This window comes from Paenibacillus sp. FSL R7-0198 (genome assembly GCF_038000415.1).
Classification (GTDB): Bacteria; Bacillota; Bacilli; order Paenibacillales; family Paenibacillaceae; genus Paenibacillus.
This window is the reverse complement of record NZ_JBBOCB010000001.1, coordinates 4,378,435-4,391,856: the sequence shown is the minus strand read 5'-3', so window position 1 is coordinate 4,391,856 and position 13,422 is coordinate 4,378,435. Positions and strand designations below refer to the sequence as shown.

Genomic DNA, 13,422 nt, shown 5'->3' with positions numbered 1-13,422 from the left:
CAAACCATGTTATAATGTTATTACATACTAACATTATTACATACAAATGTATTACTTTCATAAGTTAGATCATACTATAGGAGGAATATATCATGAATGGTGGGGCTCAGATGAAAGAGGAGCATTCCAAAAGAAAAATTCTTTCTCGCAAAATAGGCAAGATGGGAAACAGCTTGGGCATTAGCTTGCCTAAGGTTTTGATTGATAAGCTCCATGTTTCTCAGGGCGATGAGATTGAATTTATTGAAAATAGTCAGGGAGAAATTGTACTAAAAAAGGTTAAACAAATGAAAATACCCGAACATGTAAGACCCGAAGTACTGGAAGCTTTCTTCGACGTTTTCGAAGAAGATGAGGATATCCTAAATGATTTAAGGGATCGTTAAGATGACCATATTCCTTTCCATTGAAGAAGTAGTAGCCGCTCACCATTTTATGATGAAGAAGATGAATGATACAGCACAAGCTGGGGTTAAGGATTCTGCTTTGTTGGATTCTGCGATAAATAGACCTCTCCAAAGTTTGTTTGGAGAGGATGCCTACCCTTCCATATTTGATAAAGCTACTGCCTTATTAGAGTCATTGGTTAAAAACCACTGTTTCTATAACGGAAATAAACGTACAGCTTATCTTGTAACCAAGTCCTTTCTGCGAGTGAATGGCTACCATTTGCAGATGGAACGTAAATATGCCGTAGAATTTATGGTCAACATTGCCGAAGGCGAGTATACATTTGAAAAGATAGTACACTTATTAGAAGAACATTCAGAAGAACGCTAACTCATATGTCTTATAAATGCAAAAAAGAAGCAGGGGTTCCGGAGCCCCTGCTTCTTCATATTACAGTGAAAATCTCATATTACCGATTTGTCTCCACCACAGATGTAGTTTCACTCTCTGCATCCGCATCCACGTTCAGACCCAGATCCAGTGCTCCGCGGCTTTCGCTCGCATAGCTGCTGCTGTTGGTACGCTCACGGTCATTCACGCTGTTATTGCGCTCGGATTGAGCCATCGTTACACTCTCTCCTTCGGCTTTTGCGTTCAGACCCAGATCCAGTGCGCCGCGGCTTTCGTTTGCATAGTTACTGCTCACGGTACGCTCGGTGTCTTTCACGCTGTTGTTGCGTTCAGTTTGAGCTACTGTAGCACTCTCACCTTCTGCTTTCGCGTTCAGACCCAGATCCAGTGCTCCGCGGCTTTCGCTTGCATAGCTGCTGTTCACGGTACGCTCATTGTCTTTCACGCTACTGTTGCGTTCAGATTGAGTCCATGTTGCACTCTCTCCTTCGGCATTCACGTTCAGACCCAGATCCAGTGCGCCACGGCTTTCGTTTGCGTAGTTGCTGTTTACGTTACGCTCACGGTCATTCACGCTATTGTTGCGTTCGGATTGAGTCCATGTTGCACTCTCTCCTTCAGCTTTTGCGTTCAGACCCAGATCCAGTGCTCCACGGCTTTCGCTCGCAGTGCTACTGTTTACGTTACGCTCACGGTCATTCACGCTATTGTTGCGTTCGGATTGAGCCATCGTTGCACTCTCTCCTTCGGCTTTCGCGTTCAGACCCAGATCCAAGCTTCCACGACTTTCATTCGCGAAATTACTGCTCACGTTACGCTTGGTGTCTTTCACGCTGTTGTTGCGTTCAGTTTGAGCCATCGTTGCACTCTCTCCTTCGGCTTTCACGTTCAGACCCAGATCCAAAGCGCCACGGCTTTCGCTCGCAACGTTTTTGCTCACGTTACGTTCGCTGGCTTTCGCGCTGTTGCTGCGTTCGGATTGAGTCCACGTCGCACTCTCTCCTTCGGCATTCATGTTCAGACCAAGCCCCAGCGCTCCACGACTTTCACTCGCATAGCTGCTGTTTACGTTCCAATCATCGCCGCCTCGTGAATAATCGCTCATCGTTGTACCTTCTCCCGACACATTGGCATTTAAGCCAAGGCCCAGCTTGCCAGAACTACTACGCTCCGCAGTGTGGTCGGAAGAACGATCATTGTATCGGTTCGTGCTCTCTGAGGATAAGCCGGCATTGAGTCCAAGATCCAAATTCAATGCTCCGCTTGAACTGGATGAACCTCCATAACTACCATAGTTACCGTAACCCGCGTCACGGTGTCCTGACAGAAGAGATCCCAACTCCAGACGCAAACCTGCATTCAGATCCAGATTGCCACTGCTGTTATTGCTATAACTATCTGCGTAAGTCGCCTGCGAAGCTCCCAGCAATCCAGCCACCAACGTACCCGACAATACCGACAATTTTACCCAACGATTCACTTTTTTCATGATGATATACACTCCTTCTCAATTTTGGTTGAATTAACGCCATTGTTGCCTAAGAGAAAGAGGTATATTGCGGCGGCCGCCCAGGCGGTGCCTGTGACCATTGACTGAATCCATCGAGCCGTTCCATTCGGAAAGCAAAATCGTAATCTGGCGTAACCAGACCCGTTGTTGCTCCCGGAAGTGCAGCGGCTGGAGCGGTTGCTCCACCTCCAGTTACACCGGACGAACCGGAGCTTGTCCCGGCGGAAGCATTAGCTGCTCCGGGAGAAGTTGCTGCAACAGACCAACTGGTTGGTCGTTCTGTGCGAGGCTGCAATGGAGATGCTGCATCAGCATCATCTTGTTTCAGAATGGCTTCCTGGTTACTCTGCACTTGTTCAGTGACAGTTGGTTTAGCAGATGACTGATCTACGAGGAATAACTCGTTATCGGGCAAACCTGCATTAACATCGGAATCCGGCGTCAGATCGGTCCCTTCTACAGGCAATGCCTGCGTGACAACAGGTTGTTCTGGACGTACTTCTGGTTCCGGGGTGACCTTAATCACTTTGCCCGTAACCTGTACTGCGTCCAGTCCTTCCTCGTTGTTCTGAGATGAGACAGGATTTGAGAGTGCACTCGTATTGGAAGTTTCAACATTCGGTGTTTTGACAACCGTCGGCTTTTCCGGAGTGACTACAGGCGGTTCCGGCTTCACACTCGGAATCTCCACCTTTTCCTGATCAGGATTGAGTTCAGCGGATACGTCTGCAACTGGAACTTCTGCTCTCACAGAAGGGAGCTGGACATTTCCCTTACTCAGATCCACTCGGGATGAAGAGATATTGACCGAAGTAACCTCGGGTACATCCACCTTCACGGAAGGTAATTCAACCTTACCCTGTCGAAGGTCTGTTTTCACAGCAGACGTCTCTGCCTTGATCACTTTGGGTACCTCTGCGGTAACGCCAGGCAAGGAAGCTGTACCTTCGTTGAGGTTCACCTGACTGCTTGATACATCGGCTTTGATCACCGGTGTATCCGCCTGTACAGACGGCAGTTCGACGTTTCCCTTCTTCGCATCAATCCCAATCTCTGATGTTCCGGCCGATCCAAGCGGTGTATCTACTTTCAGCTCAGATACACTCAGCTTACCTGTGGATTCGTTCGCTTTGATCGACGGAACTTCAACATCCAGTAGTGGTGTGGATACCGATACCGACGGAGTCAGATTCAACCCGCCATCCGAATCACGTGAAAACAAATTTAGCGACAATCCGCTGGACGGTTTTTCAGAAGATACCTGAGCATCATCGGCGTATACATGTGACGATCCAACTCCCAGAAGCAAAGTCCCGGCAAGTATAGCCAGTGGTATGCTTCCAAGACGTACTATGGATTTTGGTAACTTTACATTCAAGTTGCTTCACCCCCTTTCCGCTAATGCGTTGGTGGGACAAGGCATATGAGTTTTCCCCTAGGAATAATTTGAATACAGGGATTTATGCCTGTTCCTCATTAAACGTGAAGGCGTTTACTCAAACGCTTTTTAATCATAAACTTAAAATTTGAAGTAAATTCAAACCTTCATTTCAACTGTTCTAACCTGAGCAGATTCGGCCTGTTTTCAGTCGCCTGCAACCATGGTCTTGGCTGCAATGGAGCCATTCAGATCGGCTTTTTCCCCGCTACGTTTCATCAAATAAATCAACCCAAGCAGGGTGAGCAAAATGCCTGAACAGACAAAAGCCGGCACTACACCAAATGAGGTGACCATGAATCCGCCTACCACCGGGCCCATAATATTACTGGCTGTCATTACGCTGCCTACCGTTCCAAATACCCTGCCTGTCATTGCCTCAGGTGTCTGTTCCTGCAACAGGATCTGAAAGGGTACAATCGCAAACCCAATTCCGACACCTGCCAGGGCAAAAAGGGATACTAACAACAGATTGGCACCTAGCCCGGCATGCGGCCAAATCCCAACAATAACTCCGGCTCCGCCGATAACCAGACCCATGAGTATGGTACCCAGACCCATTTTCAAAACATGCCCTGCATGCTTCCACTTCCGCACACTCATCGCCGCAATTAATGTGCCTACGCCACTGGCTGCCACGCACCATCCCAGCAGATCACTTGAAATTCCGGGAAGTTGTCTGAATAACACCACAGTCTGTGAATCGGCAAATTGCAGAAAAAGTATGGCTGAAGCAAGCAAAATCAGAGACGTTCCTACATGAGGGAGAGATGCGAGCATACGGATGCCCTCCTGTGTTTCTTTCCAAAAAGAGTCTTTTGGGCGGTTGCGAACATCCCCTGCTGTCTCTTCCTCTACTTCTGTTACGTTATGAATTGCAGATTGGATCACCCGAGTTCCAGGAATCCACAATAAAATGATGCCGGAGATCAGAAAAGAGGCTGAATCGAGAACAAAACACCAGGTGATGCCAAAAGCGGCTACCAGCAGTCCACCAAGCGCTGGACCGATAATTTTGGACATCTGTTCGATCACCGAGCTGATGGATACAGCTTGCGCAAGCTGTTCGCGAGGTACAATTTCCTTCAGCTTTCCGTTTTTGGCCGGAGAGAAGATTACATCAAACAGGGATTTGAGGACAAGCAGTATGTACACGTGCCAGATCTGGTCAGCAAAAATTAATGCACCCACAATGATGATCCGTGCACCATCAGCTACAATCATCAGCCATTTTCGGTTCAGGCGATCTGCAAGCGTGCCTGCGAATGGCCCTGTCAACAGAATAGGCAGTGCTGCGGAAAGTGTGACAAATGTAATCTCCCATGGCGTTGCATTCCAGCGGATACCCACGAGGGTCAGGATTGCGAGCAGATGCAGCCAATCACCCAGATTGGAAATGGCCTGTGCCACCATCAATGTTACAAAAGATCGGTTATTTTTCAGCGGTCGTTGTCCTGCAAACGTTAAATCACTTGTCATCCTTCTTCTCCTCCATTATATTCCAATTCATAGTATGAACTCATTATATAGAGCAGCCCTTGACTCGACCTCCTGCCAGAGGCGGAGAAAACGCGATATCTGAAGGATGATTTTTTCAGCATAATGAATGATCAAATTTTAAATGCTAAAAATGCAAATCTTGTGACATATCGCATGTTTTTCGTAGAAATAGAAGTTTACAATTAAACCATGGCGACAACCTGAATCGTCAAACATAACTAACCAACTCATATAAGTTGAAATACTCTTTTACATGAACAGCATAACGGAGAGGACCCCTCTTCCTCATTTCAACTTATAAAACTAATCTGAAAAGGCGGGATCAGCATGCTGGAATTACAAGAAATCGGAACCGAACGTTCACTTCATCTGTACCGCACCTTGGCCCAGACATTCAAGAGCGTGAATGAACACGCTGTATCCGGAAGCAAAGTGCATGGCTTCAACCCCACCGCATACGGGGTGCTCGAAGTGTTATATATGAAAGGAGCTCAGCCGATTCAACAGGTTGGCGCACAACTTCTGCTGCAAAGTGGTAATGTGACCTATGTGATCGATAAGCTCGAGCAAAAAGGATTGTTACACCGCAAACATTGTCCGCAAGACAGACGTATCATCTTTGTGGAACTGACCGAAGAAGGACAGCGTACCATGGATGACATCTATCCAGGCTATGCGTTGAAGATTGATCGGGCGGTAAGTGGACTGAGCGAGGAAGACAAGGAATTGCTATCCGAACTCTTGGGAAGGCTTGCACATTCTGCAGACCGTTTATCAGCAAGCAGCTAGAGTGTATCTTCAAACCTGCCGAAAGCGGGAGCGTAACAGAATGTACTGGAGAAGATATGGAGCGGGAGCGCTAACGAACCTGTGACGTCTTATTCAGGGGTTTGAAGCGCTCGCAGCATTTTAAGGAATCTGACACACGCTATCTTTGAATAAACAGCCGTTTACAACGTGTTTTTCAGGTGATTTCGGGAAATAAGGTGTCTCATGTTCCTTACAATTTAGAAAGAGGAGCAGAAGGTCTAATAAGACGTCCTCAGTTCCTAAGAAATTCATCTGGACGATTCACCAGGATCAGCCAGCCTGTACTTCAAAATGCTTTAGACCCGGGCATCCCCCAACGTATCACTTGCCTGAGTTTGAAGTTACACTCTAGTCCACTGCACATGTGCCATCAACAAAAATAACCGGATTTGCCTCACATCGGCGAATCCGGTTTTTCATATGTTTTTCGTATATATCTTCTTTACTTTGAGCCTTGTGGCTGCGGGGGAGCATCTGCATCTTCGGGTACAATTAAACGTTTGCGTAGAGCAAGCGTCGTTACCCACGAGACCAGTGCAATGACAAACATAATCACAAACAGGGAATGCAAGCTTCCTTCCAGCACGTTACGCAGCAGCGCCCATTTATCATCTGATAGTGCTGCATCCGTATGTGGTGCGAGCAGTTCATTCAGATCATTCTCCGAAATTCCAGCCTCCGCCAGATTCTGCTCACTCGATAACGTTGAGATCCGATAGTTCAACCAGGTGCCAAAAGCCGCTGCACCAATCGTCTGTCCCAATGTACGCATGAACGTGTGCAGTGCCGTAGAGGAGCCACGCTCCTTATACCCTACGGAGGACTGCGCAATAATGGTGAAGATCGTGAATGCAAACCCGAAGCCGAGACCATAAATAAAGGTCAATATAAATAGCACAGCCTGCGGGGATGTCCCGCCCACCAGAAAGAGTCCACCCGATCCGATCGCAATTCCCGTTAATCCAATCAATGCGGTCAACCGTGATCCAATTTTCATCAACAGGCGGCCTGCCAACACACTACCAATGAGCCAACCTACCGACATCGGCGCGAGCAGCAATCCGGATTCCGTCGCATTACCTCCCCGAACCCCCTGCACCCAGAGCGGCAAATAACTGGTCAGGCCGATCATCAAAGTACTGGTCAGGAGTCCAGCGATATTCGCCACACGGATATCACGAATTCGGAACAAATGTAGTGGAACCATTGGGGCCTGAGCTTTTTTTTCCACCACAAAAAATAAAATAATAAACAGAGCGGCAACCACACTCAGTCCTACAATCAACGGAGAGCTCCAGGCATAATACTGCCCACCCGCCGACAGGACAAATAACAATGCGGTAATGCCCACCGTGAAGGTCAGCGCACCGACATAGTCAATTTTGGCTGTACGTGGAGAGATATCTTCCTTCAGATAACGAAATACAAACCACATCGCGAGCAGACCAAACGGCACATTAAAACCAAAGATCCACTGCCAGCCCAGATTATCTACAAAATAACCGCCAAGCAGCGGTCCCGCCAGAGAGGAAATGCCCCACACGGAGCTGATCCAGCCCTGAATTTTGCCACGTTCTTCAATGGCGTAGATGTCCCCAATAATCGTAAATGTAACAGGAACTACCGCACCTGCACCAATCCCCTGTATAGCACGGAAAATAATCAACTGCTCCATATTCTGCGACAGACAGCACAAGAGGGAACCCAGTAAAAATAAGGCACAGCCAATCAGAAATACAGGCTTTCGTCCGTACAGGTCACTGATTTTACCGAAAATGGGCGTACTCACAGCCATCGTTAACAGGTATGCGGTGAAAATCCAGCTCAGCAGCTGTACACTCCCCAGCTCACTGACAATGGTCGGCCCTGCCGGACCAATTACGGTGCCTTCAATCGCTGACAGAAATGTCGCGAGCAACAGCCCGGTCAAGATGAAACTGCGCTTCAAACCTCCAGTTGCATTCACACAAACCCTTCTCTCTTTGTTCTCTATATAATTGTACGTTAATTTACACATCTACTACGAACCAGAACAAGCTTCCGATCGCTGTTATCCCCAGATTTTTTCTTCTCCTCTCTAAACGAGAAATCCGGTGATAAAGGCGAACGCTTCGCTTCTCCAGCTTTGTTCTGTTTCTCCGTTTACGTGTAAATTAAAAAAAAATTATATATTTTTTCTTTTATTTACTTTTCTTACGAAGAAACTCATCATACAGCATCGAATACATCACCATATCCTTGTATCCGGTGGACGTATGTTGTACTTGTCGCAGCAGCCCTTCTCGCGTGAAGCCGCGGTTTGTCAGGAACTCGCCGGAAGCCAGATTACGCGGATCAACCAGCGCTTCAATCCGATTAAGACCCATGGTCTCATATCCAAAAGGCAGCAATGCAGAGAAAGCCTCCGTCATATAACCGTGGCGCCAATAATCACGTCCCAGCTCATAACCAATCTCACCCCGGAATGCGCCTTCAAGCTGCCATGTGTTAAATCCACAGCTTCCGATGAGCTTGCCTGTTTCTTTGAGTTCAATCCCCCAGCGGATCGCATCCTCTTCCCCTGCCATTTGGTTGAGCAGTGCGATCATGTCCGCCGCTTCGCTTGTCCCAATCATGGGTGCAAGATTCATGTAACGGGTCACCTCGCGATCTGACCAGCATGCGAACATCTGGGCCGCATCCCGGCGACGCATTTTACGCAGACGAAGCCGCGCAGTCTCCATTTCGGGAATTCTTCCTTTGCATTTATACATATAAAGACACTCCGATCCGATCTATCTCCGCAGACCATAATATTCACTAGTCATCTAATCATAACCTGCGCTGAATGGCAACTGTTCAGTCATGGACACACGTCAAAAAACCGGGCCAATGTCGCTCCCGGTCTTGTTGTACGTATGGATCCATTCAAGTTTGAGTGAATTACGGAATCATGGCTTGTCCAAATGAATTTTAAGCTTTGGACGTTTTCTTGCCCTTCCCCAGTAATTCATCGCTAACCCGGCCAAACACAGCCGTGATTTCCTTGAATTCTTCGATGCCAGTCCCGGTTAGGCTCCATTGGTCCCCGTGGGCGGTCAGGAAATTCTCCTGTGTCAGGTGTTCAAGCTCCTGCTTGATCTCCCGCTCTCCAACGCGATATCCCCGTTCTTCCAATAGGGGCAGTGCCTCGCTAACGTTCAAATCCTGATTTTGCGCGAAATATAGTAGATGAATCCGTACAAAAAGATTCTGTACCTCTGCATGCATAAGCCAAGCTCCTTCCCGGGTTATAGCCCTCCGTGGTTGCTAAGTAATTACCCCACGCAAGAAGCTGAGAAACAGGAGGATTCTTCAGGTATTCCCTTCCCTTTCCGAAATCCTCCGCTTGACTAACCGCATCCTCTGCACTATCTTGAAAATAAGTACCATTTTGCTCGGGAGGGTGATTTACCATGTTTCAAGCTGTTTCCTATGAAGGAACACGAAGTGAGCAGCACACCGCCGTCCTGGGACAGTTAAGTGCTCTGATCCGCGATGAACCTAGTGCGATTGCCAATCTGGCGAACGCTGCTGCGCTGCTCAATGTATTTCTGACCGACACCAATTGGGTCGGCTTCTATCTGTATGATGGAAAAGAACTGGTCCTCGGGCCATTCCAAGGACTGCCTGCCTGTATCCGAATTCCATTGGGACGTGGTGTATGCGGCACATCTGCTGCAGAAAAACGTACCCTGGTGGTTGACGATGTTCATGCCTTCCCAGGCCATATTGCCTGTGATGCAGCATCGAACAGTGAGATTGTCGTACCTATTATCAAAAACGGCGAACTGTACGGGGTGCTGGATATCGACAGCCCGATCAAAAACCGTTTTGACGACGAAGACCGCGTCTTCCTGGAGAAAGCCGTAAGCCTGCTCACAGAGCAGTTGGAGGCAACGATACCCCTTTAGGAAATGATGAACAAGATGATCGGAGTCTCATCACACACGATGATGAAGAACCGGTAATAACAAAGAGCGCAGTCCTCTCAGAGGTCTGCGCTCTTTGTTATCCATTATGATTTACACCCATGTTCTTGCTCGCCCATGTTACTTTATGCATCTAGGATAAATCATGTTCCGCTTTAATCATCATCCCATCCCGCAGGAATTCAGCCAGCCTCGGGTGGTAACCATCATACATCTGACGGAAATTTTTATGCTCCACATACAGATTGGCCAAATCCCGATAGATCTCAGCGGTGGGTGTATAATAACCTTTGATCCATTCAAGATGCCTGCCAATAATCCGTTGTACTTTTGCACTACCGGGTTCCAAGCCATCCTCAATGGCCTGTTGCAAGTCCAGATGAACTTGATCAATTTTCGCCTGGGAATCCAGATAATCTTCTTTTGACTTCAACTCCTGCTTTTCAGGCAATGTGGATGAATTGGAAGATTGGATGTCGGAACTCTGAACACCCTCTGTCTGCACATGGCTCATATCATTAGTGACTACAGGGTCAGAACCCGATTCATTCAGCAACTGGTGACGCCCCTTATTTACAAAACCGAAATAAAGCTCATGTTCATCAATTTCCTTTTCACCTTGCAAATGAGAGATCGTTTTGTCCAGTGTCTGAATCAATCCATGCAGACGGAGTGCCTTCTCCAGAATATCAATGCGGTGCTGCTTCATGATGCGTATGACATCCTGAGGATTATCCCGGAGCATCGGTCCAATCTCATTCTCCTTCATACCTACTTCCTTACAGAAAAGGATTTGCTGGAGTCTCAACAATTCTTGCTTTTCATAATAGATGTCCTCATCTACATCCCCAAAAGCCGGATTAAGAAGACCTGTCTCTGCATACTGACTCAGTTCGTTCAGACTTACGCCTGACATTCCCGATACGTCAACCATGGAATACGCCATTTGAATACACCTCCTGCCTGTCCTGCAACTCCAGAGTTCAGGCTTAATTCATACTGCATTGTATTTGAATAATGAGAGAATATAAGACTTTCGGCAATGCTGTACCGCTTCATTCCGCTCGTGCTCTGGATGGGTACATCATGCTTCGGTGATATGAGCGGCGTTTGGTCAGTTATGTTGCGGTATGTTAACTATGTTATACCCGTCTCATCAGATGTGAACCCGCAGTCAGCGAAGAATCCATATGTATTTTTGAAACTTTTTCCATGATCTTCATATAAAAAAACCTGTGCCATTATTCTGGCACAGGAGTGTGTGGTTATGTTTTCATTGGCATACGGTATATTGAGTAAAAGAATGGAAGAGAATCACCCTTTGTTAAACATAACAAACTTCAATTCCGTCATTTCCTCTACAGCATATTTTACACCTTCACGCCCAATCCCACTTTGTTTCACCCCACCATAGGGCATGTGATCCACTCGGAACGTCGGAATATCATTAATCATAACTCCGCCTGCTTCGATCTGATCGACAGCACGGAGGGCGGTATGAATATCATTTGTAAATACGCCTGCCTGAAGCCCGTATATCGAGTCGTTAACATGTTCAATACCCTCTTCAACGGAATCTACCGTATTGATCACAACGATGGGTGCAAACACTTCCTGACAGGATACCTTGGCATCACGCGGAACGTTAATCAGTACCGTTGGACGCAGAACGCCTCCTTCAGCTTGACCGCCTGCTGCCACTTCAGCCCCTGCCTGTTTAGCTTCTTCAATCCAGTCGAGTGTACGCTGTACATCCTTGGAGGTAATCAGCGCAGAGACCACCGTATCCGGGCTCAGCGGGTCTCCGACCACCACTTGTTTGGCCGCTTCAGCAAAACGCCGGATGAATTCTTCCGAGATGTCACGATGCACGTAGATTCGCTGAAGTGAGATACATACCTGTCCCTGATACGTGAAAGCACCAGTCACACATCGAGGAACCACTTTGTCCAGATCTGCGTCCTTATCCACAATCACCGCCGCATTCGACCCAAGCTCCAGTGTCACGCGTTTGAGTCCTGCTTTGCTACGAATGCTCGTGCCTACCGCTGGACTGCCTGTAAACGTAATGTGAGCAACATGGGGGTGCTCCACAAGCACATCACCAATGGTTTTGCCATCACCGCTCACCACATTCAGTGCACCATCCGGCAGTCCGGCTTCCTGCAGCAAATTAGCGATGTAATAGGAAGACAGCGGCGTCTGCTCCGCAGGTTTGAGTACGATCGTATTGCCTGCTGCGAGCGCTGGACCTACCTTGTGAGCTACCAGGTTCATTGGAAAATTAAACGGCGTGATGGCTCCAATAACGCCTAGAGGTTGCCGCATCGTATAGCCGATACGCCCTTCTCCACCTTTGGCTGCATCCATCGGAACCGTCTCTCCGGTCAGCCGCTTGGCTTCTTCGGCGGCAAAACGATACGTTTCCACCGTCCGGTCAACCTCGGCCAGTGCTGCCGTAATTGGCTTCGCCGCTTCAAGCGCTATGATTCGCGCTGCTTCTTCTTTGCGTTCTTCAAGCATGGAGGACAACTTGTACAGAATATCTGCACGCTGATGTGCAGGCATCTGGCGCATTGCCTTCCCGGCTTGAACCGCAGCTACAACAGCAGCCTCCGCTTCCTCGGCTGAAGCCGAAGAGACTTCTGCCAGCGTTTCCCCGGAGTATGGTGCTTGAAGTTCTTTATAATCTACGGATTCGGTCAGTTTGCCACCGATAAACAGATGTTGTTTTTTCATATGCTGCATCCTCCATCCTTTTAGAACCTATTGAACTAAAGAATGTTACACTGCCACTTCGATGACAGAACAACAACAATACAATCGCTGTCTCATGTAAAAGTTCAGTTCAATTTATATAATCTATTTATACACTATTTCCGTGCCATCAACCCACTACGGTATTCGGTAATCATAGCTTGTAACGTACCTGATGAGCCATTGTGGCGATCTTGAGCTATTGCATTATAAAGGATTTCACAACCTATTTAACCGTCAGGACGGGGCATTCTGCATGTTTTAACACGCCATGGCTGACACTGCCCACGATCATCTCTGCGAGCATGCCTTTCCCGCCGGTACCCATCACGATCATTCCACAATCTCGTTCTCGCGCTACACGGCAGATCTCATGAACGGGATCACCCGCAATCAGCAGTGTCTCATATGCTACGTCTCGTCCAGACAGCTGTCTGGTCACTGGTTCTATAATATGTTGCCCTTCTTCGGCAATCCGTGCTTCCAGATCAACACCCAATGCAGGTTCATTAATGGAGATGGCAGGATTAACATGCACGATCAACAGACTTGCGGGATGTTTCATATCTTCAGCCAGGATCAATGCTTGCTCCAAAGCTTTGTGCGCATGATCCGAACCATCAACAGCAACCAATATATGTTTCAGCATTGCAATT

General features: G+C 47.7%; 13 protein-coding genes. 4 read left to right on the top strand and 9 right to left on the bottom strand.

Annotation, left to right across the window (positions count from 1 at the left end; translation table 11 throughout):
• Positions 1-92 precede the first annotated feature (92 nt).
• Positions 93-386 carry an AbrB/MazE/SpoVT family DNA-binding domain-containing protein gene (locus MKY87_RS19145; RefSeq protein WP_176873173.1) on the top strand — a complete coding sequence of 98 codons (294 nt, stop codon included), beginning with the start codon at positions 93-95 and terminating at the stop codon, positions 384-386.
• A 1-nt stretch (position 387) separates the two neighbouring features.
• A complete protein-coding gene (locus MKY87_RS19140; protein WP_091038981.1) occupies positions 388-780 on the top strand; it encodes a type II toxin-antitoxin system death-on-curing family toxin in 393 nt (130 codons plus the stop codon).
• A gap of 79 nt (positions 781-859) precedes the next feature.
• Here MKY87_RS19140 and MKY87_RS19135 read toward each other — a convergent pair whose 3' ends face one another.
• From MKY87_RS19135 to MKY87_RS19125, 3 genes are all read right to left on the bottom strand, one after another.
• Positions 860-2,290, bottom strand: coding sequence for a hypothetical protein (locus MKY87_RS19135; RefSeq protein WP_340965729.1), 1,431 nt, complete (start codon positions 2,288-2,290; stop codon positions 860-862).
• 49 nt (positions 2,291-2,339) lie between these two features.
• Positions 2,340-3,689 (bottom strand): hypothetical protein, encoded by a 1,350-nt coding sequence (locus MKY87_RS19130; RefSeq protein WP_340965727.1) that lies wholly within the window; start codon positions 3,687-3,689, stop codon positions 2,340-2,342.
• Positions 3,690-3,896: 207 nt separating this feature from the next.
• Positions 3,897-5,228, bottom strand: coding sequence for an MFS transporter (locus tag MKY87_RS19125; RefSeq protein ID WP_339786549.1), 1,332 nt, complete (start codon positions 5,226-5,228; stop codon positions 3,897-3,899).
• 348 nt (positions 5,229-5,576) lie between these two features.
• On the opposite strand from MKY87_RS19125, the gene MKY87_RS19120 reads away from it, so the two are divergent.
• Positions 5,577-6,038 carry a MarR family winged helix-turn-helix transcriptional regulator gene (locus MKY87_RS19120; protein WP_017690799.1) on the top strand — a complete coding sequence of 154 codons (462 nt, stop codon included), beginning with the start codon at positions 5,577-5,579 and terminating at the stop codon, positions 6,036-6,038.
• 463 nt (positions 6,039-6,501) lie between these two features.
• Here MKY87_RS19120 and MKY87_RS19115 read toward each other — a convergent pair whose 3' ends face one another.
• From MKY87_RS19115 to MKY87_RS19105, 3 genes are all read right to left on the bottom strand, one after another.
• Positions 6,502-8,007 (bottom strand): MDR family MFS transporter, encoded by a 1,506-nt coding sequence (locus tag MKY87_RS19115; protein WP_256332459.1) that lies wholly within the window; start codon positions 8,005-8,007, stop codon positions 6,502-6,504.
• Positions 8,008-8,239: 232 nt separating this feature from the next.
• Positions 8,240-8,812, bottom strand: coding sequence for a GNAT family N-acetyltransferase (locus MKY87_RS19110; RefSeq protein WP_289391065.1), 573 nt, complete (start codon positions 8,810-8,812; stop codon positions 8,240-8,242).
• A gap of 199 nt (positions 8,813-9,011) precedes the next feature.
• Positions 9,012-9,308 (bottom strand): hypothetical protein, encoded by a 297-nt coding sequence (locus tag MKY87_RS19105; RefSeq protein ID WP_036614170.1) that lies wholly within the window; start codon positions 9,306-9,308, stop codon positions 9,012-9,014.
• A 185-nt stretch (positions 9,309-9,493) separates the two neighbouring features.
• Here MKY87_RS19105 and MKY87_RS19100 point away from each other — a divergent pair, with 185 nt between their 5' ends.
• On the top strand, positions 9,494-9,991 hold the full coding sequence (locus MKY87_RS19100; protein WP_340910619.1) for a GAF domain-containing protein: 498 nt from the start codon (positions 9,494-9,496) through the stop codon (positions 9,989-9,991).
• 151 nt (positions 9,992-10,142) lie between these two features.
• On the opposite strand, the gene MKY87_RS19095 is transcribed toward MKY87_RS19100, so the two are convergent.
• The 3 genes from MKY87_RS19095 to MKY87_RS19085 all read right to left on the bottom strand — a co-directional run bounded on the left by MKY87_RS19095 (position 10,143) and on the right by MKY87_RS19085 (position 13,415).
• Positions 10,143-10,955, bottom strand: coding sequence for a MerR family transcriptional regulator (locus MKY87_RS19095; protein ID WP_340965726.1), 813 nt, complete (start codon positions 10,953-10,955; stop codon positions 10,143-10,145).
• A 368-nt stretch (positions 10,956-11,323) separates the two neighbouring features.
• On the bottom strand, positions 11,324-12,748 hold the full coding sequence (locus MKY87_RS19090) for an aldehyde dehydrogenase family protein (RefSeq protein ID WP_249913866.1): 1,425 nt from the start codon (positions 12,746-12,748) through the stop codon (positions 11,324-11,326).
• A gap of 244 nt (positions 12,749-12,992) precedes the next feature.
• Entirely contained in the window at positions 12,993-13,415 is a 423-nt protein-coding gene (locus MKY87_RS19085) for a universal stress protein (RefSeq protein WP_340965724.1), read from the bottom strand.
• Positions 13,416-13,422: the final 7 nt, after the last annotated feature.

Excerpts from the sequence above, each read along its gene's own strand:
- MKY87_RS19145 (WP_176873173.1), top strand. The coding sequence starts at position 93 with ATGAATGGTGGGGCTCAGATGAAAGAGGAGCATTCCAAAAGAAAAATT.
- MKY87_RS19140 (WP_091038981.1), top strand. The coding sequence starts at position 388 with ATGACCATATTCCTTTCCATTGAAGAAGTAGTAGCCGCTCACCATTTT.
- MKY87_RS19135 (WP_340965729.1), bottom strand. The coding sequence starts at position 2,290 with ATGAAAAAAGTGAATCGTTGGGTAAAATTGTCGGTATTGTCGGGTACG.
- MKY87_RS19125 (WP_339786549.1), bottom strand. The coding sequence starts at position 5,228 with ATGACAAGTGATTTAACGTTTGCAGGACAACGACCGCTGAAAAATAAC.
- MKY87_RS19120 (WP_017690799.1), top strand. The coding sequence starts at position 5,577 with ATGCTGGAATTACAAGAAATCGGAACCGAACGTTCACTTCATCTGTAC.
- MKY87_RS19110 (WP_289391065.1), bottom strand. The coding sequence starts at position 8,812 with ATGTATAAATGCAAAGGAAGAATTCCCGAAATGGAGACTGCGCGGCTT.
- MKY87_RS19105 (WP_036614170.1), bottom strand. The coding sequence starts at position 9,308 with ATGCATGCAGAGGTACAGAATCTTTTTGTACGGATTCATCTACTATAT.
- MKY87_RS19100 (WP_340910619.1), top strand. The coding sequence starts at position 9,494 with ATGTTTCAAGCTGTTTCCTATGAAGGAACACGAAGTGAGCAGCACACC.
- MKY87_RS19095 (WP_340965726.1), bottom strand. The coding sequence starts at position 10,955 with ATGGCGTATTCCATGGTTGACGTATCGGGAATGTCAGGCGTAAGTCTG.
- MKY87_RS19090 (WP_249913866.1), bottom strand. The coding sequence starts at position 12,748 with ATGAAAAAACAACATCTGTTTATCGGTGGCAAACTGACCGAATCCGTA.
- MKY87_RS19085 (WP_340965724.1), bottom strand. The coding sequence starts at position 13,415 with ATGCTGAAACATATATTGGTTGCTGTTGATGGTTCGGATCATGCGCAC.